This window comes from Pseudarthrobacter sp. Y6, from assembly GCF_050156205.1.
Lineage (GTDB): Bacteria > Actinomycetota > Actinomycetes > Actinomycetales > Micrococcaceae > Arthrobacter.
The window spans coordinates 3,426,767-3,448,190 of sequence record NZ_CP189574.1 but is presented as its reverse complement, the minus strand read 5'-3'; the positions used below and the strand labels follow the sequence as shown (position 1 = coordinate 3,448,190).

At 63.6% G+C, this 21,424-nt stretch carries 18 protein-coding genes and 1 pseudogene; 11 read left to right on the top strand and 8 right to left on the bottom strand.

The genetic code is table 11. The annotated features are described in order from the left end of the window. Positions 1-42 precede the first annotated feature (42 nt). A complete protein-coding gene (locus tag ACQCSW_RS16515) occupies positions 43-1,785 on the bottom strand; it encodes a hypothetical protein (RefSeq protein WP_426987578.1) in 1,743 nt (580 codons plus the stop codon). 1,295 nt (positions 1,786-3,080) lie between these two features. Between ACQCSW_RS16515 and ACQCSW_RS16510 the strand changes: the two genes are divergently transcribed. The 3 genes from ACQCSW_RS16510 (at position 3,081) to ACQCSW_RS16500 (ending at position 6,845) form a co-directional block, all read left to right on the top strand. Next, positions 3,081-4,688: an MDR family MFS transporter gene (locus ACQCSW_RS16510; protein WP_426987576.1), complete on the top strand. Its 1,608-nt coding sequence runs from the start codon at positions 3,081-3,083 to the stop codon at positions 4,686-4,688. A gap of 56 nt (positions 4,689-4,744) precedes the next feature. Beyond that, positions 4,745-5,977, top strand: coding sequence for an acyltransferase family protein (locus tag ACQCSW_RS16505; RefSeq protein ID WP_426987574.1), 1,233 nt, complete (start codon positions 4,745-4,747; stop codon positions 5,975-5,977). Positions 5,978-6,047: 70 nt separating this feature from the next. Continuing rightward, complete coding sequence (locus tag ACQCSW_RS16500; protein ID WP_426987572.1) at positions 6,048-6,845, top strand: SGNH/GDSL hydrolase family protein; 798 nt, start codon at positions 6,048-6,050, stop codon at positions 6,843-6,845. A 39-nt stretch (positions 6,846-6,884) separates the two neighbouring features. On the opposite strand, the gene ACQCSW_RS16495 is transcribed toward ACQCSW_RS16500, so the two are convergent. Further along, entirely contained in the window at positions 6,885-7,349 is a 465-nt protein-coding gene (locus ACQCSW_RS16495; RefSeq protein ID WP_056345240.1) for an Lrp/AsnC family transcriptional regulator, read from the bottom strand. Positions 7,350-7,508: 159 nt separating this feature from the next. Between ACQCSW_RS16495 and ACQCSW_RS16490 the strand changes: the two genes are divergently transcribed. From ACQCSW_RS16490 to ACQCSW_RS16480, 3 genes are read left to right on the top strand one after another with little or no spacing between them, the layout of a single operon-like run. Continuing rightward, positions 7,509-8,726 carry a thiamine pyrophosphate-dependent dehydrogenase E1 component subunit alpha gene (locus ACQCSW_RS16490; protein WP_426987570.1) on the top strand — a complete coding sequence of 406 codons (1,218 nt, stop codon included), beginning with the start codon at positions 7,509-7,511 and terminating at the stop codon, positions 8,724-8,726. After that, entirely contained in the window at positions 8,723-9,835 is a 1,113-nt protein-coding gene (locus ACQCSW_RS16485; RefSeq protein WP_426987568.1) for an alpha-ketoacid dehydrogenase subunit beta, read from the top strand. The genes ACQCSW_RS16490 and ACQCSW_RS16485 overlap by 4 nt, the downstream gene beginning before the upstream one ends. A gap of 2 nt (positions 9,836-9,837) precedes the next feature. Further along, entirely contained in the window at positions 9,838-11,325 is a 1,488-nt protein-coding gene (locus tag ACQCSW_RS16480) for a dihydrolipoamide acetyltransferase family protein (protein WP_426987566.1), read from the top strand. Between the two features lie 5 nt (positions 11,326-11,330). Here ACQCSW_RS16480 and ACQCSW_RS16475 read toward each other — a convergent pair whose 3' ends face one another. Then, positions 11,331-12,266 carry a hypothetical protein gene (locus ACQCSW_RS16475; RefSeq protein WP_426987564.1) on the bottom strand — a complete coding sequence of 312 codons (936 nt, stop codon included), beginning with the start codon at positions 12,264-12,266 and terminating at the stop codon, positions 11,331-11,333. 956 nt (positions 12,267-13,222) lie between these two features. On the opposite strand from ACQCSW_RS16475, the pseudogene ACQCSW_RS16470 reads away from it, so the two are divergent. Together ACQCSW_RS16470 and ACQCSW_RS16465 are read left to right on the top strand one after the other, a co-directional pair. Beyond that, a pseudogene (locus tag ACQCSW_RS16470) lies at positions 13,223-14,066 on the top strand (IS5 family transposase). A gap of 162 nt (positions 14,067-14,228) precedes the next feature. After that, on the top strand, positions 14,229-15,044 hold the full coding sequence (locus ACQCSW_RS16465) for an MBL fold metallo-hydrolase (protein ID WP_426987563.1): 816 nt from the start codon (positions 14,229-14,231) through the stop codon (positions 15,042-15,044). A gap of 337 nt (positions 15,045-15,381) precedes the next feature. Here the strand turns inward: ACQCSW_RS16465 and ACQCSW_RS16460 are convergent, their stop codons facing one another. Then, positions 15,382-15,951, bottom strand: a complete 570-nt coding sequence (locus tag ACQCSW_RS16460; protein ID WP_426987562.1) for a hypothetical protein — start codon at positions 15,949-15,951, stop codon at positions 15,382-15,384. Positions 15,952-16,222: 271 nt separating this feature from the next. On the opposite strand from ACQCSW_RS16460, the gene ACQCSW_RS16455 reads away from it, so the two are divergent. Then, on the top strand, positions 16,223-16,519 hold the full coding sequence (locus ACQCSW_RS16455; protein WP_426987560.1) for an antibiotic biosynthesis monooxygenase family protein: 297 nt from the start codon (positions 16,223-16,225) through the stop codon (positions 16,517-16,519). A gap of 100 nt (positions 16,520-16,619) precedes the next feature. Here ACQCSW_RS16455 and ACQCSW_RS16450 read toward each other — a convergent pair whose 3' ends face one another. Continuing rightward, positions 16,620-16,901: a DUF805 domain-containing protein gene (locus ACQCSW_RS16450; protein ID WP_426987559.1), complete on the bottom strand. Its 282-nt coding sequence runs from the start codon at positions 16,899-16,901 to the stop codon at positions 16,620-16,622. Between the two features lie 434 nt (positions 16,902-17,335). On the opposite strand from ACQCSW_RS16450, the gene ACQCSW_RS16445 reads away from it, so the two are divergent. Both ACQCSW_RS16445 and ACQCSW_RS16440 read left to right on the top strand, forming a co-directional pair. After that, entirely contained in the window at positions 17,336-18,595 is a 1,260-nt protein-coding gene (locus tag ACQCSW_RS16445) for a Fic family protein (RefSeq protein WP_426987557.1), read from the top strand. A 286-nt stretch (positions 18,596-18,881) separates the two neighbouring features. Continuing rightward, positions 18,882-19,049, top strand: a complete 168-nt coding sequence (locus ACQCSW_RS16440; RefSeq protein ID WP_426987555.1) for a hypothetical protein — start codon at positions 18,882-18,884, stop codon at positions 19,047-19,049. Positions 19,050-19,240: 191 nt separating this feature from the next. Here ACQCSW_RS16440 and ACQCSW_RS16435 read toward each other — a convergent pair whose 3' ends face one another. Genes ACQCSW_RS16435 through ACQCSW_RS16425 form a run of 3 tightly spaced genes read right to left on the bottom strand, consistent with a single transcriptional unit; the run spans position 19,241 to position 21,329 of the window. Next, the gene (locus ACQCSW_RS16435; protein ID WP_426987553.1) at positions 19,241-20,026 is read right to left on the bottom strand and encodes an ABC transporter permease; all 786 of its coding nucleotides are present in this window, start codon (positions 20,024-20,026) and stop codon (positions 19,241-19,243) included. Further along, entirely contained in the window at positions 20,023-20,760 is a 738-nt protein-coding gene (locus ACQCSW_RS16430) for an ABC transporter ATP-binding protein (RefSeq protein WP_426987551.1), read from the bottom strand. Before ACQCSW_RS16430 ends, ACQCSW_RS16435 begins: the two co-directional genes overlap by 4 nt. Next, positions 20,757-21,329 carry a TetR family transcriptional regulator gene (locus ACQCSW_RS16425; protein ID WP_426987550.1) on the bottom strand — a complete coding sequence of 191 codons (573 nt, stop codon included), beginning with the start codon at positions 21,327-21,329 and terminating at the stop codon, positions 20,757-20,759. Before ACQCSW_RS16425 ends, ACQCSW_RS16430 begins: the two co-directional genes overlap by 4 nt. Between the last annotated feature and the right edge of the window lie 95 nt (positions 21,330-21,424).

Genomic DNA, 21,424 nt, shown 5'->3' with positions numbered 1-21,424 from the left:
CACGGTGCCGAGAAACTCCACGACTCCGCGGGAGACGTAACCTTACGCCTGGGTTGCCAGCACGATCTCCACTCCATTAGAGAATTTCACACAGAGCTGGGTTTTGCCCGCCCCGTTGTCTTTCGCATAGAACCTGACCGTATTCGCCGCCCCCGCAGTTGGCGCAGCCGACAGTTCTGCGATTTCGAAATGCCTTGCTCCGGCTTGGACCTGGCTAGGTGCCGTGGCGGCGGTGAGGATGCCGAGCGCCACTGAGTCATTGTGGGTGCCTGTCGTGGCCCCGAATCCGAGCGCCACACCTGAATCGGATAGTGCCCCCCTGCCTAGGGCAGTCCCCGCGTTACCGGCGCGGGCCAGCCTGCCAATCGCAGTTCCTGCCCCGGCCGTGACTGTCGCGCCCGCACCTACAGCTGTCGCCTCGGTCCCTGACGTTGAGGCCAGCTCTCCCACTGCGACAGACGTTGGCGCGGATGACTTGGACTGCGATCCGACAGCGACCGAACCGTTCGCAGATGCTTCAGCAAGGAGGCCAACCGCCACGCTGTTAGCGGCGGCACTGGTCGCCCGGTTGCCGACTGCAACTCCCCCGTTCCCAGCCGCAGCGGACGCCCCAATAGCAGTGCCTGCAGTGGCGGTCACTGACGAGTTGGCACCAATCGCCGTCCCGTCCGCGGACCCTGCGGAGGCGGCTTTACCTAATGCGATGCTGGTGGCTGCTGTGGCCTTGGCTCCGGGTCCGGCGGCCACGGCCGACGGGGCAGTGGCGCTGCCGCCGCGCATATTCCCGACGTCGCTGGATGTAAATGCAAGGTGCCCGCGGACGGTGGTGGGGACGCCTGACATTTCAGCGTATGCGGTGAGCGTTGACGGTGTCGTCCGGGCCGCGAAGTAAAACCTGTCTGCACCGGCAACCGACGGGAGCGTAGGCCATTCGTACACGAGTCCGCCAGACCCAGCTGTGCCTGCCGCGATGCTTGGCCGGGTGTCGTCGTACTCGGCCCGAAACGTCACATACACCAGTCCTGTTTCCGGGTCGCGCCATCCACGCTGGGCGAACGTGACCAGCCCATCACGGCCCGTGTGCATCGTCCATGTGTGGGTCGCCACCTGGTCCATCGGATTTGCCTGACGGACCACACCGAATAGGCCGTTGTGGGAGTTGTCAGAGCCCATGACCAGGCCGTCGTCCGTAGCTGTGATGACTGTGGGTGCGTTGTAGTTCCCGCCAGGCTCCGGCAGTCGCATCCCCGGTGCCACCGCCCACGTCATCCCATCTTTGGTTGAGTGGTAAACGCCGCCAGCGGGGCCATGCCCTTCTCCAATGTAGAACGTGTCGTTCCATGGGTCATAGCAGGCGGCGTGGAGGTGGGACGCTGCGTTGGCAGCGGAGCCCCAAAGTGCCAGCGTGTCGTAGCGCATCGTCCAGGTAGTCCCGGAGTCGATGCTGATGTATCCGTACCGGGACTCAGACCATGAGGCGGGGGTCGGTGCATATTCCACGAGGACAAACTTCGTTCCGTTGCCGTCGAGCCCGAACCCGTTGAAGATGCCGGAGCCGTTGTTGGGCACTTTCTTTGCGGACCAAGTGGCGGCGTTTCCGCTGGCCCAGCCGGACGATTTCCGGATCTCGTGGTCGGACAGGACGAGTACTTCGCCGTCGCTGGTCTTCACGATCCGGGCAAGGAAAGCTTCTTCCCCGACACCTGGCCACGAGTTGCAATACGCCGTCCACGTGGCGCCCTGATCGGCCGACCGGTAGATGTCGCCTGCGAGAGCGCCCCACATGTACCCGTCAAAGTAGTCGACAAAACGCGGGGCCGCCTCCGTCTTCTCTGAAGTCGCATCTAGGAGAACAGGTGGTTGGGTTGATGCAGCGAGCTTCCGGGGCGATGCGTAGTTAGCCGATCCTGAGGCGGGGGCATATGTGGCAGAAAGGTCAGGAAGTTGGGCAGGGGGGATCTTGGTTCCAGTGTCCAGTGTTGCCACACCGGAGGCGACGCCCTTTTCCGCAGTGGGAACGTATGAGTTAGAGGGGCTGCCGCCTGAAGCAGCATTGGCACCGCTGGCGCCAATAGCGGAAATGGCGGAAGCACCAGTAAACGCCGTTACTAAAGTCCCAAGCCGCAGAAGCCCTCGGCGTTTTACCCTAGCATCCGGTCCGGGTGTGGGCTGTTCCTCCTGGCCACCAAGATTAGCCACGGCTGGCCCCCGGCATAACGGACCACGTAAAGAAGCCGTGTTCGCTGGGACGACTGCGGCCCTGGCCGAATCGTTTGCCGGAGGCGCAGCCATTCGCCTCGTTGCAGATCCGTGTGCCACTGGGATTTACCGTTCTGTAGTCTAACATTTGCGCCTCCCACGCTCATAAAGTGTGATATTCAGAAGATAGTGACTTGGAATTGCATAAACCACCGTGATCACTACCCGTCTTATCGAATGTAGGTACTTGCAAGTATTGTGTGAGTACTCATCTACCGGCAGCGAATACTTACCGCTCGAGGCAGGATGCCCTATCGGAAGTTAATCAGTGCCCTGTCGATGGATATGAGGAGAAATCAATGTAATTGATTCAATATTGAGCGAATAGCCGCATAAACTTGAGCAATGAATTGTTTCTCGAAAAATATCGAGGACTTAGTACGTTGCGTGGTCTGCCGACAGTGCGCGCAACAGAATCGGAGCTTGCCCCATCTAGCTCCGCCTGCTTGAAGTTGTCTGTTGCTTGGCTTGGCAAGAATCTCTTCTGGGGATTAGGTCCAGCGAAAGGGCGGCTGCGCTTGTTCCGGCCCGTGGTGGACTGCCGACTTTGCGCATCAGACATGTGATGGAGGTAAACGTTCCGCGGTGGATAGTTCGGCATCCGATGATGCCGAGCCAGGTTTCCCCATCAAGCCCCGGGTTTAAATGGAGGGTGTTGAGTCCTTGAAAGGATGAGCACCATGTCAGCACCAAAAAGGTATCCTGACCGTGCCCGCCAAGTTCAGAGCAAAATCCCCCGATTTCGACCCCGCCACAGGACTCACCCCCGAGGACTCGGCCCCCGCGGTGGCGCTTTTTCACCACTTACAAAGGAAACTCTCATGACCAACGCCCCTGGCCCCGAGGTGGGGCAGGCCCCGGAAAAGCAGCACATCATCCTGCTGTTCGTGGGCCTGATGCTCTCGATGCTTCTCGCCGCACTGAACCAGACGGTCCTCAGCACCGCGCTGCCCACCATCGTGGGCGAACTCCACGGCGTCAGCGACATGCTGTGGGTCATCACCGCGTTCATCCTTACCTCCACCATCAGCATGCCCATCTACGGCAAGCTCGGTGACCTGATGGGACGCAAGTCGCTGCTGATCGCCGCGATCATCCTGTTTATGATCGGTTCGGTCGTCGGCGCGCTGGCCAACGACATGGGCGTCCTTATCACCGCCCGCGTCATCCAGGGCCTGGGCGGCGGCGGCCTGATGATCCTCTCCCAGGCAGTGATCGCCGACGTCGTTCCGCCCCGGGAGCGCGGCAAGTACATGGGCACGATGGGCGGCGTCTTCGCCATCGCGTCCGTTGCCGGACCGCTGCTGGGCGGCTGGTTCACCGAAGGGCCCGGCTGGCGCTGGGTGTTCTGGATCAACATCCCCCTGGGCGTGCTGGCCCTCGCCGGTGCAGCGTTCTTCCTGAAACTGCCCAAGCACGCCGGAAAGCCCAAGCTGGACCTCGGCGGAATGCTCCTGATGGCCAGCGCCACCACCGCCCTGGTGCTCTTCGCCACCTGGGGCGGCAGCAAATATGACTGGAATGACCCCATCATCCTGTCCCTGATCGCCGTCACCGTGATCAGCGCCGTCGGCTTCGTCCTGGTGGAGCGCCGCACCGCCGAGCCCATCATCCCGCTCCACCTGTTCAAGGACCTGAACTTCAACCTGGCCACGTTCGCGGGCATGCTGATCGGTGTGGCCATGTTCGGTGCTATCGGCTACCTCCCCACCTACCTGCAGATGGCCTTCAGCGTGAACGCCACCGAATCCGGCCTCCTGATGATCCCCATGATGGGCGCGCTGCTGGTGGCCTCGGTGGTCTCCGGCCAGCTGGTCAGCCGGACCGGCCGGTACAAGTGGATGCCCATCGTTGGTTCCGTGCTGGTGGCCATCGCCCTGGTGCTGCTCTCCACCCTCAAGCCCGGCCAGCCGCTCTGGGAAATCTGCGCCTACCTGGCCGTGATGGGCCTCGGACTGGGCCTGAGCATGCAGATCCTGGTCCTCGTAGTGCAGAACTCCTTCCCGCTGCGTGAAGTGGGCATCGCGACGGCGTCCAACAACTTCTTCCGCCAGATCGGCGCCACCCTCGGCTCAGCGGTGGTGGGAAGCCTGTTCGCGAGCAGGCTGGCCGAGCTCCTCGCCGAGCGCCTGCCCGCCGCCGCGCCGGGCGGCGGCACGCCGGGCGGATCAAACTCCCTCACCCCGACAGTGGTCAGCTACCTGCCGGCAGAGATCAAGGACATGATCATTTCCTCCTACAACGACGCCCTGACCCCCATCTTCATCTGGATGGTTCCCCTGGCGGTGATTGCCGCGGCGGTGCTGTTCTTCATCAAGGAGAAGCCACTGGCCACCGCCGTGGAACACGACGTCCTGTCCGAGTCGATCGCCGAGGGCAATATCCTCATCACGGCCGACGACGACGAGGTCGCCACCGCGTCCAGGTAGGGGTCCATCCAGCCCGCACCCAGCGGGGTTACAGAAACGTTATATATGCTTGATGGGTGAATTCTTGGTCAAGTAGTGGAATCCAGACGACAACGGAACGCCCGTTTACGCCCGAAACCGGGCTCATTTCCGGGCGGAAACACGCCCTCGATGGGCTGCGCACCGTCGCTGTATCCGTAGTTTTTCTCTTCCATACCCTCACCGCGTTCGCCCCCGGCGGGTCCATGGGCGTGGACGTCTTCTTCACGCTCAGTGGCTTTGTAATCACGCTGCTGATCCTGAAGGAGTACCGGGCAACCGGCCGGCTGCGCCTGGGGGTTTTCTACGCCAAGCGGCTCGCCCGGCTCTGGCCGGCACTGCTGGCCGTCTGCGCCGTGGTGGTTATCGGCGGCCTGGTATTCCCAGCCTCAGGGTGGGGCGGCCAGGGCGCAAATGCCATCCCGGCGTCGGCCTACGTGATGAACCTGACCAACTATGGAGCCTTCGGTTCCTCCACCGGCGGCAACGCGCTGAGCCCCACCTGGACGCTCGCCGTCGAGGAACAGTTCTACCTGGTCTGGCCCGTGCTCCTCCTGCTGATGCTGCGGTTCTGGAAGGTCCGCACCGTTGCCTGGATAACCGCCGTCCTGGCGGCCGGGTTCCTGGTTGAACGGTTCCTCCTGGTATCCGGCGGGGCGCCGCTGGCCCGGCTCTACAACGGACCGGACACCAGGGCCGACCAGCTGCTGCTTGGCTGCACCATGGCCCTGGTGTTTGCGTCGGTCAGGCCAGGCTCCAGGGTCCATGACTCCCTGCAGGCCGGTGCACGCTGGGGCGGTCCCGCAGCCGGGCTCGCCCTGGTGGTTGCCGTGTTCACCTTCAAAGAACCGGACAAGCCCGGCCCATGGTTTGACGTGTTCTGGACCGCCGGTCCCACCGCTCTGGCACTGCTGGCCGGGCTGGTGATCGGATCGCTGGTTCTCCGGCCGGCCGGCCTGGCCTCAAGGGTGTTGAGCCACCCCTGGCTGGCAAACCCCGGCCGCGACCTGTCCTACGCCGCCTACCTCTGGCACCTGCCCGTCTATCTTCTGCTGCTTCCCCTCATCCCCTCGCCCTGGGTGCGCGTGCCGCTGGCGGCAGCCCTGACTGTGCTGATGGCCTACCTGTCGTTCCGGTTCGTGGAGAGGCCCATCCGCCAGTGGGCCTCCAGAAGGCTGGATCCCGCCGTCGTCCGTCCCGCCGTCGTCGATCCCGCCCCGGAGCCCGCGCGGGAGTCTGCCCGGGAGCTGGAGACGGCCGGACGGACCTGAACGTACTGAGTTTCTCCGCGACGACGCCGGTATGATGTGCCGGGTGACGAGAAACGGTGGGCGGCTTAACGTGACCAAGCAGGAATGGATCAAGTACGGTGCACTCTTTCTGCTGGCCGTCGTTGCTTTCGGAGTAGCAGGAATCGCCCTGACGAATCCCCGCGGCCCGCGCGAAGCCGTAAGCCCTGTGGCGGCTAGCTCTCCGGTGGCCACGCCGACTCCTACGGCAACCCTGGCACCCAGAGCCACCGCAGCAGCGCAGCAGCTGAAAATTCAGCTTCCCGCCCAGCCGGTCCTCCTTATTCTTGGTGATTCGTACACTGCCGGTGACGGCGCGGACCGGCCCGGCCAGGGGTGGGCGTACCTTGTTGCCGGCTCGCTCGGATACCCCACCAACATCGACGGTGAGGGCGGAACCGGCTTCGCGTGGGGCGGTGGTCCCCAGGACAACGAGGCCCGTGAGTACGAAGTCCGGTTGCGGGAAATCGCTGAGGATCCGCGTTTCGTCCCCAACGTCCTCATACTGCAAGGCGGCCAGAACGACGCCCTGAACACCAGCCCTAATGAAATTCAAACCGCCACGGCGCAGACAATCGATGCGGCCCGCAAGCTGTGGCCAGGCGTCCAGGTAATAGTTCTTGGGCCTTCGGCCCCCCAGCCGTTAGCGGAGAAACTGCAAGGTGCGAACGCCGCCGTCCGCGCCGGGGCCGCAGCCGCTGGTGCTCCGTTCATCGATGCCTACGAGGCCGGCTGGTTCACGGCTGCCAACAGCCCGGGCTTCGACTTTGACGGTGCACACCCGAACACCGCCGGCCACGCGCATCTCGCTGAGAAGTTCCTGGAGTCCTGGGCCACGCTGATTCAGTGAGCCGCCTTCTGCGGACGCGGTGATGCCTCTCGGTCACCTTTAGCGCGTATCCACATCCTCAAACACCAGAAAAGTCTGCGTGTCCTGGACGCCCGGCATGGCCTGCAGTTGGTCGAAAATCACCCGCCGCAGGTCGGTGTTGTCGATGGCACGCACCAGCAGGATCACATCAAAATCGCCTCCCACGAGGGCGATGTGGTGGACCTCCGGGATCGCGCGCAGCTGCTCGCGCAGCTCACGCCACGAATGCTGGCTCACCTTGAGCGTCACGTAGGCGGAGGATTTCAACCCTGCTTTGATGGGGTCCACCAACGCCGTGAATTTAGTCAGCACACCCTCGCCGGTCAGCCTGGCGATGCGGGTATAGGCGTGGGCGCGGGAGATATGGACGTTCTCGGCTACCTGGGTCACGGACATCCTCCCGTCCCGGGTGAGCTCGGCGATGATCCGCCGGTCGACGTCGTCCAGCGGCACCTCCCCGGAATCTCCCTCAAGTCGCGCCAATTCGTCCACCGCTCCCGCCCGTTGTCCGGATCACATCTCAATTCGTCTTCCAGATTAGGCCCATTCTGCAGAACCTTCCATGATTCCGGGAAGTACTGGATACGAAACTTCCCTTGGGGCGATACTGGAGGCGACTAGTGGCTACAGAAGGACGGACCAATGACGATCTCCGCGGACCACTCTGCCCCGGACCAGGCCGAGCGCCTGCCGGCTGAAGATGCCGTATCCGAAGCGGTGCGCAAGTTCGGCATCACGGTGGAGGACTACATGCTGCCCGCCCGCCACCAGATCCAGATGGTGGACCCGGACGGACGGCTCATGGCAGAAAGTGAGCAGGGCACCGAACCCGGCCACGAGTACCCGTTGCCCGGCGACGACGAACTGATGGCCGCCTACGAGCAGCTCGTCGTCGGACGCCGGGTCAACGACCAGAACTCGGCGCTTGTCCGCCAGGGGCGCATGGCCGTGTACCCGTCCAGCCATGGCCAGGAAGCCTGCCAGGTGGCAGCCGCACTCTGCCTCTCCGACGGCGACTGGCTGTTCCCCACCTACCGGGACGCCGTGGCGGTCATGGCACGGGGAGTTGATCCCGTGGAGACCATGACCATCTTCCGGGGCGACTGGCACAGCGGCTACGATCCGGCCCGGCACAAGGTGGGCATCCAGTGCACGCCGCTCACCACCCAGCTGCTGCATGGCGTGGGTGTCGCGCACGCGGCAAAGCTCCGCGGTGAGGACACTGTGGTTCTGGCGATGTGCGGAGACGGCGCCACCAGCGAAGGGGACTTCCATGAGGCCCTGAACTTCGCCGCTGTCTTCCACCTGCCCGTTGTCTTCTTCGTCCAGAACAACAAGTACGCCATCTCGGTTCCGCTGGCACACCAGTCCGTGGCGCCGTCGCTCGCCCACAAGGCAGTGGGGTACGGCATGGCCGGCGAACGGGTGGACGGCAATGACGTGGTGGCCCTCCTCGCTGTGCTGGACCGCGCCGTTGCGCTGGCCCGGAGCGGCTCGGGTCCGCTCCTGGTTGAGGCACACACGTACCGGATGCAGGCACACACCAACGCCGACGATGCAACCCGCTACCGGCAGGACAGCGAGGTGGCCGAGTGGCTGGCCAAGGATCCGATCAGCCGGATGAAGACGTACCTCACCGGGCGTGGACTGCTGGACGACGACGGCGCCGCGCGGATCGCGGAAAAGGCGGAAGCGGTGGCCACCCAGTTGCGGGACGGCCTGGGCGAGGACGTCCCGGTGGACCCCCAGGAACTCTTCCGGCACGTGTTCTCGGTGCCCACACCCCAGCTGAAGGAGCAGTCAGCCATGCTGGCCGACGAACTTGCCCGCGAAGCGTCAACCAAGGAGACGGCGAAATGAGTCCGACCATCACCACCTCGTCCGAGGCGAACGGCAACGTCAGCGCAGCAACTGCCCGGGCTGCGGCTTCTGCCGCGGCCACTGCGGATTCTTCGGGTCCTCAGCCTGTCACCATGGCCAAGGCCCTCAACACGGCCTTGGCGGATGCGATGCACGCCGATCCGTCCGTTCTGGTCTTCGGCGAGGACGTGGGCCTGCTGGGCGGGGTCTTCCGCATCACGGACGGCCTCACCAAGACCTTCGGGGAGCAGCGCTGCTTCGATACCCCGCTGGCTGAGTCCGGCATCGTGGGCATGGCCGTGGGCATGGCCATGAACGGGATGCGGCCGGTGGTGGAGATGCAGTTCGATGCGTTCGCGTATCCGGCGTTCCAGCAGATCGTCAGCCACGTGGCCAAGATGCACAACCGCACCAGGGGCACCGTGAAACTGCCCATGGTGATCCGGGTTCCCTATGCCGGCGGGATCGGGGGAGTGGAGCATCACTGCGATTCCTCCGAGTCCTACTACGCCCACACGGCGGGCCTGAAGGTGTTCACGCCCGCCACGGTGGCCGACTCGTACCGGATGCTGCGGGAGGCCATCGATTCGGATGACCCCGTCATGTTTATGGAGCCCAAGAAGCTCTACTGGTCCAAGGACCTGGTGGACCTTGAGGATCTCCGGGCGCAGCACACTACCAACGCGGCAGCCGGAACGTCCTCGGAAGGCCGGGCCGCCGTCGCCCGTGCCGGGACTGACGCGACGCTCATTGCCTACGGACCGTCCGTGCCCACGGCGCTGGCAGCTGCCGCTGCTGCTGCGGAGGAGGGGCGCTCGCTGGAAGTCATCGACGTCCGCTCCATCGTTCCCTTCGATGACGAGACGGTGTGCGCGTCCGTCCGGAAGACCGGCCGGGCCGTGGTGATCGCCGAAGCGCACGGCTTCGCGTCCGTGTCCTCCGAGATCGTGGCGCGGGTCCAGGAACGCTGCTTCCACTACCTCGCCGCGCCCATCCGCCGCGTGACGGGATTCGATGTCCCGTACCCCGCGCCGAAGCTCGAGCACTACTACCTGCCCGGCGTGGACCGTATCCTCGACGCCGTAGACGACCTCCAGTGGGAGAACTGACCATGAGTGAAACGAAAGTATTCCTGCTGCCAGACCTCGGCGAAGGCCTGACCGAAGCCGAGCTGGTCAACTGGCTGGTGTCCGTGGGCGACGTGATCCGCGTGGACCAGCCCATCGCCGAAGTGGAGACGGCCAAGTCCATGGTGGAAGTCCCGTCGCCGTACGCGGGCACTGTGACGGTGCTCCACGGAGAGCCGGGCCAGACGCTGGACGTGGGCAAGCCGCTGATTTCCGTGCTTCCGATTGGTGCGACGGCGCCGGTGGTCGAGCCTGCCTCGGTGGTTGAGCCTGTCTTGGTGGTCGAGCCTGTCGAAACCCCTGTCGAAACCCCTGTCGAAACCGGCGCAGCGGATGCCTACCGCGAAGAAGAGAAGGCCGGCTCCGGGAATGTGCTGATCGGGTACGGGACTCCCGGCGGCAGTGGTGCTGCCCGGCGAACCAGGGCTCCCCGCGACGCTTCGGTGATTGAGCCTGACGCCCAGAAGGCGGCCGATGACCTGCTGCTGCTCCGCACGCGGGTCCCCGGGAAGCTGGGCGCCGTCATTTCACCGCTCGTCCGGCGGATGGCCCGTGAGCACGGCGTGGACCTCGGCGGAATGCAAGGCTCGGGTGACAGCGGCCTGATCATGCGGAAGGACGTTGAGGCCGTGATCCATCCTGAATCTCGACAGGCTCGATCACCGGAGCAAACAATCACCGCTACTCCGGGATCTCGACAGGCTCGATCACCGGAATCGGTTTCGACAGGCTTAACCACCGGTGGCGTCGACACCCGCACAGGGCTGGGCATTTCCTCACGGACACCCGTCAAGGGTGTCCGGAAAGCCGTTGCCGCAAACATGTCCCGCAGCCGTGCGGAGATCCCTGAGGCCACCGTCTGGGTGGACGTTGATGCCACGGCGCTGGTGGAACTCCGGGCAGGCCTCAAGAAGTCTGATCCGCACCATACGCCCGGGCTCCTCGCATTCATCGCGCGTTTTGTCACCGCTGGGTTAAAACGACTCCCGGAGCTGAACACCCGCATCGAAACTGCTGCCGACGGCTCCCAGGTGATCGTTGGCTTCGACGGTATCAACCTCGGCTTCGCGGCCCAGACGGACCGCGGGCTGATGGTTCCCTCTATCCGCAACGCGGACAAACTCAGTGCCCGCGAACTGGACGCGGAGATCCGCCGGCTCACCGCCGTCGTACGCGAGGGCAAAGCGACGCCGGAGCAACTGGGCAGCGGCACCTTCACGCTGAACAACTACGGTGTTTTTGGGGTGGACGGATCCGCAGCCATCATCAACCACCCCGAGGTGGCGATCCTCGGGGTGGGACGCATCATCGACAAGCCGTGGGTGGTGGACGGGGAACTCGCTGTCCGCAAAGTCACCGAACTGACGCTCACGTTCGATCACCGCGTGTGCGATGGCGGCACAGCAGCAGGATTCCTGCGGTTGGTCGCTGACGCGATCGAGAACCCTAGCTCATTGTTCGTGGACCTCTGATCCAACTACGGCGCGTCGACCATGCTCACGTCATCCGTGAGTTCCAGCCAAAGCTCCGACTCGGTGGTCAGGCTGCCGGGGCAGGCCAATGCCAGTTCCATCAGTCCGTTGCTGCTGGCGGTGGCGCGTACGGCCATCCGGTAGATGACGTCTATGTCTTTGTCGTTCTTGAAGCGGAGCTCGGCTTCCTGCAGTTCGATGTCCTTGTTGCCGTCGCGCAGCTTGACGTACGTTGAGGCGGCGTCGTCAATGACTTCCACGGGCTTGCCGACCGACTTCTCTACGGCGTCGATCTCCGAGGCCATGACAAGGGCTGTGGTGGCCTCGTCTCCGGTTTCTCCGGTTGGCTGCAGGACCGCCTGGTACGTGGTGAACGTGCACTGCAGGCTGGCGTTGCGGTAATTGGTCATGCCCTCCTTGACCGGTTCCTTGGTCCAGCCCGAGGGCTCCTTGATGGACCATGCGGGCGGGCTGCTGAAATCGGAGTCGTCGAACAGGTACACGGCGTCCCCGCCGCCGGCACCGGCACCTGCTGCCGCTTCGGCTGACTCTTCGGGCGCTGCGGATTCGCTAGCGATGGGGGCGGGAGCGGCTTCCGGTTGTTTGCTGCCGCTGGCGAGGCCGTTGAACGCCATCACGCCTGCAACAGCGATGACCGCCACCGCGCCGACGCCGCCAGCCACCCAGCCCCAGACGGGCATTCCCGGCTTCGGTGGCGTCTGGGTGAAAGCGGGCGCCTGGACATACTGCTGTCCGGGTGCGCCGTAAGGTTGCTGGCCCTGCTGCTGCTGTTCGTAAGGCCGGGACTGCGGAGGCGGCCAGCTCTGGCCAGGGGCCTGGCCCGGGGCCGGAGGAATCGGCGGATACGGCGAGCTGTCTTCAGGCTGCTGCGGCTGGTTCCCGGGCTGTTGCGGCCATCCGGGCTGCTGGTTGTTGTTCACTTGGTTCCCCCAATATTCGACGCGAAAGTGCAACCACCATCATGTCGTATCCGCGACGCCGGCCGCGATGGGGAGCGGTGCCCATCAGCGCCGGGTCAGTTAGCCTGAGCGCACACGTAATTTCACATATTGGGGGCATCATGGAAAATCGACGAGCGAAACACAGTCCGGGCGCATCAACGAAGCTGCGCAAGGCCATGGCAGCCCTGGCAGCAGTCCCGCTCTCGGGAATCATCGCACTGAGCGGCGCTGGACCTGGAAGCGCGGCGGAGCCCATTGTGCCCCCCAGCCCCAGTGGCTCGTGCCCCGCCGGTTCTTACCCCGCCATCGTTGCCCGTACCGGGCAACTCTTCTGCAGTCCGCTCCTCCTGCCCCCGGCCCCGCCTGAACCGGTTCCGGCATACACTCCTCCTGCACAAGTTCCGGCTCCGCCACCTGTACAGCAGGCACCTGTCCCGGCCTACAACGGAAACACCACAACGGTGGACCAGTTGCCTTCCGTGCCGAATGTCAGCGTCCCTGTTGAAGTCCCACAAGACGCGGCAGCCATTCAAGTCAAGACTGAGGCGGATGCCAAGGCCACAGCCGACGCTGAAGCCGCCGCCAATGCGGAGGCAACGGAAAAGCCCAATTCTGACGCCCAGGCCTCTGCCACGCCATCCGCTTCGCCATCAGAATCGGTGGCAGCTTCACTGACTCCGGAACGGGCTAGCTTGGATAAGGTCTCATCGGAACGCGATGTCAATTCAGGCTTGGTGATTGGTGGCTTCTTCGTGGCAGTCCTCGTCTTGGGTTCTGCAGTGGCGCTTTGGCTTAGGAGCCGTGCGGCGAAACTTTAGCCGGCTCCTCCTAGGGCGTGTCTCCTAATGCTGGGGGTGGCTTGTTGGCAAAATTGAGTGGTGAGTTCGCGTTATGCCTTGTTGTCCGATGCCCAGTGGGAGTTCATTGCCCCGTTGATGCCTGATTCCTCGGGGAAACCGGGGCGGCCGTTCAATGACCACCGGTTGATGACAGAGGGCATCATTTACCGCTACCGGGCAGGTATTCCATGGCGGGATCTCCCTTCCCATTTCGGGTCGTGGAAGACCGTATGGAAGCACCACCGCCGCAACAGCGCCAGCGGGATCTGGGACAGGGTACTGGCTGCGTTGTTGACCCGTGCCGACGCGCAAGGGCTGATCAACTGGGAGGTGTCAGTGGACTCCACGGTGAACCGTGCCCACCAGCACGGCACGAACCTTCCCCGCCACACAGGGGGACCTCTCGAATTACAGGAATCTGCTTGATGAGCCGGATGATCATGCCATCGGACGCTCCCGCGGCGGCCTGACAACCAAGATCCATGCCCTGGTTGACGGCAACATGCGCCCCTTGGTCCTGCTCCTGGGGCCCGGTCAGGGCGGGGACTCGCCCATGTTTGAAAACCTCATGGATGCCCTGAAAGTCGAACGGGAAGGTCCCGGACGGCCCCGCGGCCGCCCGGACCGGGCCATGGCTGACAAAGCCTACTCATCCAAAGCGATCCGGAGCTACCTGCGCGGGCGGGGCATTGAATGCGTCATCCCAGAAAAGGAAGACCAGAAAGCCAACCGGAAACGCAAGGGCTCCTCCGGCGGCCGGCCCGTCACCTACGACAAGGACGCTTACAAGCGCCGCAATGTCGTCGAACGCAGTTTCAACACCCTCAAGCAATGGCGCTCCCTGGCCACCCGCTACGACAAACTGGCCCTCACCTACCGCTCAGCGGCCGTTCTGCACACCGTCATCATCTGGAGCGCACTATTAGGAGACACGCCCTAGTGCTCACCGCACCGCACCGACGCGATCAGCAGCCCGCGCCGTCGGCCGTTTCATAGCGCGTGCGAGGTTGGTGACCTTGCCACCTCCCGGGAACACCAAGGGCCCGTGGGTAGAATCGAGGCCAAGAAGAATGCAGTCGCTTTCCGGAGGTACGGAGAAACAATGTCAGAATGGCTCGACGTCGGCGCGGACAACTACGTGTTGGTCACCGAAGGATCCCTGCTGAATACCGGCCTCATTGTGGGCTCCGAGCGTGCCATGGTGATCGATACCGGCTGCGGGCCGCGGCAGGGGCGCGAGATCCTGGACGCGGTGCGGGAGAAGACGGACCTGCCGCTCGTCGTCGTCAATTCGCACGCGCACTACGACCACTTCTTCGGCAACGCCGTGTTCGCGTCCGACGGCGCCACCGAGTTCTGGGCACACGAAAACTGCGCCCAGGAGATCGACGAGCACGGGGACCTGCAGCGACGGTTCGTGGGAACGCTGGAGCCGGAGATGTCCACGGGCGAGGGCGAGAACGTGGAACTGGTGGTGCCCAACGCCATCGTCAAGGACCAGCCCGTGCTGGTGGACCTGGGCGGAATAACCGCAACCCTCTTCTACCTGGGCCGCGGCCACACCGACGGCGATCTCCTGGTGGGCACCCCCAGCACCCTCTTCGTGGGCGACCTCGTGGAGCAGGGCGCGCACCCCTCCTTCGAGGACTCCTACCCGGAGGAATGGGCCGACTGCCTGCGCCACATCTCCGCCCTGCGCCACCGCTATGAGTTCCTGATCCCCGGCCATGGCCAGCCCTGCAGTGACCAGTTCGTCAAGACCATGGCCAACACCATGACCACCGCCGTCCGCCAGGCCCAGCAGTCCATCCGCGAAACCCCCACCGACGCCACCAAGGCAATCCCCGTGCTGCCCTACGGCCCGGAGCAGTCACGCTGGTTCATCAAGCGCCTGCAGGAGACTCGGCCGCTGCACTAGCTTTCGGTACACCCCGCGCGTTTGGGTTGACAGCGGAAATTCAAAACGCTGTACTACAGAAGCTTCCACCCCGTCGGCCAGCGACGCGGTGACGGTCTTATCCTGGGCCTGGGGCGACGGAGTGCATCCGTTCAATGCCAGGGCAGCCGCAGTCAATGCCGCCAGGATGCCTGTGAGGCGGAAGCGCATCCTGGCACCCTTTAATAGCTGATCATTACGTTCCCCCATGAAGCCGGGGTTGCTCCCTGCAACCTCCGGGTCGTTCAATTTGCGCGCCAAGAACAAGGGCGCGGACGGCTAGGCCGTCCGCGCCCCTGCAGATCGCTCTGCGGAAAGGTTACTTGTCCGTCAGATTACGGTTCAGCTGCTCCTGCAGATTAATCTGGGCCTGCTGGTTCAGGAGGTTCATGCTGTGCATGCCCATGGTTTCCTGGTGGCGGAGCCCCTGCTGATCGGCGAAGAGCCGCGTGTTCACTTCGTTGCGGAACTGCTCGAGCTTGGCTTTCTCAAGAATCGAAACCTGGAGCTTGGTTTCCCCGCCGCCGTTGTTCTTAATCTTCATCACGGCGCTCATTGCGTTCAGGATGAGGGAAATGGCGAGCAGCAAGGCGACCCAGCCGAAAAACGCATTGAGGTTGGTAAGCCCAACAATGAGGAGGATGAAGCCAACGATAGCCCGGCCCAAGGAGAACTTGATCTCTACACCGACACCAGCGGTGTTTGCCAGCGGGAAGGTTTCTTCCGCGTATCCCAAGGGAATTACGCCCAACAAGCTGTTGGCACGCTTCGAGATAATTCGAGTGTTTGTGACTCCCAGCTCGGTCTTGAGCCAGAAGAGGATAACGGATGGGCTGAATTTTGCAACGTGGACGTTGGATTCGCCCGGGGCAAACTGAAGATTGGACAAGATTATCCCTCTCGGATGATGTTTACGGATCCCTGAGGGAAATACTGTTTGCCGGTCATGAATGCCTGCATTGGCCTCCCCCCAAGAGGCAATACATGGAGGAATATATCACGGCAACTGCATTTCTTTGGACACCAAAAATTGTGCAAAAAATGCGTTGACGTTGAGACTCGAATGGACTATTAGCGCAGGTCAGCCCTGGGTGGCTCGCTTTATATTTCATTAACGTGGACGGTGACGGTATTTACGTGCGCGATGCCATGATGGTTGGGTGATTACCGAACATGCATTGCTCTCCGTCAAGCCCGGCATGGAGGACGAATTCGAGACTGCTTTTGGCAAAGCGAAATTTATCATTGGCTCCATGCCGGGATTCCAAGGCCTCACGCTTTCACGTTGCATCGAGAACCCGGCCACATACCTGCTGCTGGTGGAATGGGCGCGGCTGGAGGACCACACCGAGGGTTTCAGGGGATCCGCTGAGTACCAGGAGTGGCGCGGGCTCTTGCATCACTTCTATTCGCAGTTTCCGAGGGTGGAGCACTACGAGCCTGTTGTTGTGATGTAACGCCAGGGCTTCCGCCCTGCTACAGCTTGGACGGCTCCGACATACGAATGGCCATAACGATCAGGCCCGCGATCGGGATGAGCAGCCAGAAGAGCTCTGTCTACCGGCGGCCGGCATCACGGAGGCGGCGGACACCGACGGCGAGCGTGGGGATCATCGTGCCGATCACCCAGAGCGAGGCAAGGCTTGAACCAACACCGATCACCCCGTTGGGAGTGGCCACGTTCAGGGCGCCGAGGCCACTGGATACCAGAATCACGAAGAGCATGAACCACCAGAACTCGGCCACGCCGGCGCGGCCAGCGAACTCGGCATACTGCCGGAAGCCCGCGAGGATCGCGTCGCCGAACGACATGGTGGGGTGCCCTGCGGCCTGAGTCATGACCGGATTCTACCGCTGCGCATGGTCTGTGGCGACGGTGTTCCGGGCGCCGGGGCCCGCATCGCCGGCGCCAGTCTGGACGGACCGCGGCCGCTGTCTCGCTCGTTTGAGGTGATCTCTTCAAGGTCCGCAGGACCGCGGGACGCACATAGGCGACCGTCCCGGCGTCGTGCGTCACGTCCTTTTTGGCGACTTCCGCAAAACCTGTTGACTTCCTTGGCACAGTCAACAGCATCGGTCGGCACAGATTGGGGATCAACAACGCCGTGGACATTGTGGCCGGCGACGGGCTTGAGGCCCGCGAAGATCTGCAATTTGTCGGCGTGGATCTTTTCATATCCTGCAAGAAGTGAAATAGTTGAGTGTTGATCTTTTCACTTCCGATTGATGTGAAATACCTTGCAATGGGGATTCTCGGTTTGAGTCAGGAGACCTTGGAACAGCCACACAGGCCCGGAAAACAAAACTCCGCGGCGTCCGCCGAGCCTGACGTCGCGGTCGAAGCCAAGGCGGACGGCGGCTGGCCGCCGCTGGGGTGGGAACGGCTGGAATGGGAGACCAAGATCGGTGCCGGCCCGCGGACCATGACTGAGAACCCATTCGTGCCGTACAAGGCAGCCGTCCCGCCATTCATCGCGTCCATCCGTTACGCGCCCTCCGGTGAGGTGACTGCAGCGGTTGAAGACGCAGCCCTGGCCATCCGGGACTTCGACCACGACTTCGGCGGCGACGTTGCCCCCTTCTCGGCCATATTGCTGCGCACCGAGTCCGTGTCCTCCTCGCAGATCGAGAATGTCACCGCCAATGCCCGCAGCATCGGAATGGCAGAACTGGGTGATGACTCCAAAAGAAATGCCACCCTGGTTGTGGACAACGTGGCAGCCATGAACGCCGCCTTGGCCGCCGCCGACTCCCTGGAAGCGGTGACCGTCCTGGAGATGCACCGCGCCCTTATGCGTCACGCGGATCCGCAGGGCGCAGGCAGGTTCCGGGAGGAGCCGGTATGGATCGGCACTTCCAGCATCAGCCCGGCCGGGGCCGACTTCGTAGCCCCGGATTCCCGCCGAGTCCCGGAACTCATACATGACCTGATGGACTACGCCCGCCGGAACGATGTCCAGATCCTAGCCCAGTCTGCGATAGCACATGCCCAGTTCGAAACCATTCACCCGTTCACCGACGGCAACGGCCGCACGGGCCGGGCACTGCTGCACGCCATGCTTCGCAACAAGGGCCTGACGCGCACGGTGACCGTACCTGTGTCGGCCGGCCTCCTCAACGACGTGAGCGGCTATCACGACGCCCTGACCGCCTACAGGAAGGGGGATCCGGACCCGATAATCCTGCTTACCGCAGAGGCGACGTTCCGTGCCATTGACAATGGCCGGAAATTGGCGGGCGACATCACCGCTGCCCGAGAACGGTGGAAAGAAGCCATCAAGGCCCGCAAGGATGCTGCGGCGTGGACGATCGCTGACCTCCTGGCCCGCCAGCCAGTGGTGAACGCCGAACTGCTAGAGGACCGGCTGGGAATTTCGCCGGCAACCATCTGGCGCCAGATGCAGGTCTTGGAAGAAGCCGGTGTAGTCCAGGGGTTCGACAAGTTCAAGCGTGGCCGCCACTGGCGCTCGGATGAGATCCTTGCCGCCCTGGACTCCTTCGCGGATCGTTCAGGTCGCCGCGTGCGCAGCTGAATCGCCAAATCTGTCATATTCGGCGTGACTTGAGCAAACCTTCAGACCGTGTCATAGCCTTGGGGCATAGGGAAATATGGGGGCACACAGTACGCGCGCGACTCCCGGAGCGAGCTCCGCCGTCGTAGATTTCAGGCCGTTTCCTACGTTGCGCTGGCCGCGCTGGCAGTGGCCACGGTGGCAGTGGTGGTAATCGCGCTCAACCGCTGACGGACGGCCGTGGATGGGCGCCCGTGATGTGACTTGTCAGTAGACGTGACGAACCGATAGCGTGACCTCTGATCGCATGGGTGATCACTCTAACGTTCGGACCATCGTGGCTCTCATCGACTATGTCCTGGCGCTGTGCGCACTTTTGGGCACACTGCTGATTCCCTTCTATGCGATGTACCACGTGCTGCGCCGTAAGCGACGGGCAGTGCGGGTGACCGCCATGAGGAGTAACCGCAGCTAGCCATGCCCTATATCGACATCAACCCACATAAGGGCCGTCCCAAATGGCAGGCCTACGCCATACTTGCCGTACTTCTGGTCCTGACCGCCGCCGTCGTCATCGCCGCACTCACCCGCGGCTGACTGATCGTGTCAACCTGATCGGAGCCCACTAGGACGGCCCGAACGGTACCCACTTGGCTGCGGCCTTTCTCAACCGGAGCTGATTTGCATGTTCTTCCACCATTGACCGGTAATGGCGATGCCGAGCACGGAGACCGGGACGCAGAGGAAGAGCTGGAGTGGGCTGACCGTTTCGGCGGCCGCCGCGCCGCCCATGCCCATCCACAGTCCGGGCGCTGCGTAGGGAAACCACGCCCCGGCTCCGAACGCCGTCACCACCTGCGTGACGACCACAAGCAGCACCAGTGCGCCGACGCCGGGAAGATAGCCGCGGGCAACGCTGGCCACGACTGCAAGCGGACAAGCCAGCAGGGCTGCCAGGGCACCGCCGCACCATGCCTTGCCTGCGGCCACCAGATCCTCCGGGCCGGGCGCGCCCAGACCGATGACGGCACCGGCAAGAAAGGCGACCGCTACGCTGACCAGGCAGAGCAGCAGGGCCCAGAGCAGGATCACCGTAAACTTCGCATAGGCGAGCCGGGCCCGGCTGACCGGCAGGGCAAACAGGCAGGCCTGGGTTTTTTCGGTGAACTCGCGGCCGAAGCACCAACACACCACGAAACCGACGCCCATCAGTGCGCCGACGGACAGAAGCATTCCCACCATCGCCAAATACCCGGTCCAGCCTGCACCTGTCAGCATGGCCGCGGCTTTGAGGCCGATCTGGCTGGACCCGTCGGAGGTCGCGGCGACCATGAAGGCCGCTGCGAGGACCGGCAGGGCGACGCCGATCAGGACGGACACCGTCAGCACCACGGGCGCCCGGCGGAATTTCAGGGCCTCGAATTCCCGTGCCTGCCCGGAAGTGCTCATCATTGCTCCTGCTCGTGCATGTCGGACTGCAGCACCAGGTCAAAGAACCGGCGTTCAAGGTCCACGGTCCCGGGCTGCAGCGAACCGATGATCCTTCCCCGGTGAAGCACGCTGATCCTGTCGGCCATGCGTGCGACCTCATCAAGGTGGTGGCTGGAGACCAGGATGGCGGCACCCCTGTCCCGGCAGGCCTCCTGGAGCAGCCGGCGGAGGACGATGACACCGCGCGGGTCCAGTGCGTTGGTCGGTTCGTCAAGGACGAGCACATCCGGTCCATGGACCAGGGCGGCGGCCAGGCCTACGCGCTGCCGGTTTCCCAGTGACAGCGTCCCGGCGCGCCGGGTGGCATATTGCTCCAGGCCCAGATCAGATAATGCCCGTGCCGCGGCGGACCCGGCGGCGTCCCGGTCCATCCCGTGCAACCGGGCGGAGCAGTACACATTCTCGCGCGCGGTCAGCTCCGGGTAGGCGAAGGGGGTCTCCAGCATCTGCCCGACCCTTGACCAGACCTGCGCTCCTGCACCGGATACGGGGAGCCCCGTCAGGTGAGCCGCGCCCCGGTCCGGTTTGAGCATGCCCAGAAGGATCCGCATCAACGTGGTCTTACCTGCTCCGTTCAGCCCCACCAGGGCGTGGATTTCCGAGGGCCCCACGTCCAGGGACACGTCGTCCAGGACGGGTAATCCGCCCAAGGCCTTCGATACGCGCTCCGCTTTGATGGCCGCTGACGTTTTCATCGGGTGCGCCGCACTGTCCTGCGTGAATCGCCCATCAGGTCCAAGGCCGTATTCATCCGGTCCCGCAGTTCGTGCCCATCCGGCGCCGATGCCCAATCCAGCAGGGCGGCCGTCAAACCGCCCAGGCACGCTCCTGCGGCAACCCGTGCTTCAATGCGGCCTACGCCGGTTCCGGTCAGGGCGTCAACGATCAGGTCCTCGGTCCTGCGGTTGTTCTCCCAGATGCCGGCAGCAAGCCGCGTATGGCCTGCTATCAGCCTGATCCTGTCTCTGACCGCATCGTCTGTGGGGTCGGGCACCGAGCTCCACGCGGCCAGCAAGCCCAGCCGGACACGCTCCAGCGCCGGCAGCCCGGGATCCTGGGCGGCAACCAGGTCCGCGATCACCGGATCGTACGGGTCATCAAAGACCACGGCGTCCTTCGTCGGAAAATATCGGAAGAAGGTCATCTGCGAGACACCGGCCGCCTCGGCGATCTGCGCGACGGTTGTCTCGTCGAAACCCTGTTGAACAAACAATGCCATGGCCTGCTCCTGCAGGAGCGCCCGGGTGGCAGCGGCTTTTCGCATAACAAAAATGTTAGCCTCTAACATTTAAGCCGGTCAAGAGTTGCTCTCGGACTTTCTCACCGCCGCGTGTTCTTCCACAGGTGTTCCGCCTCCGG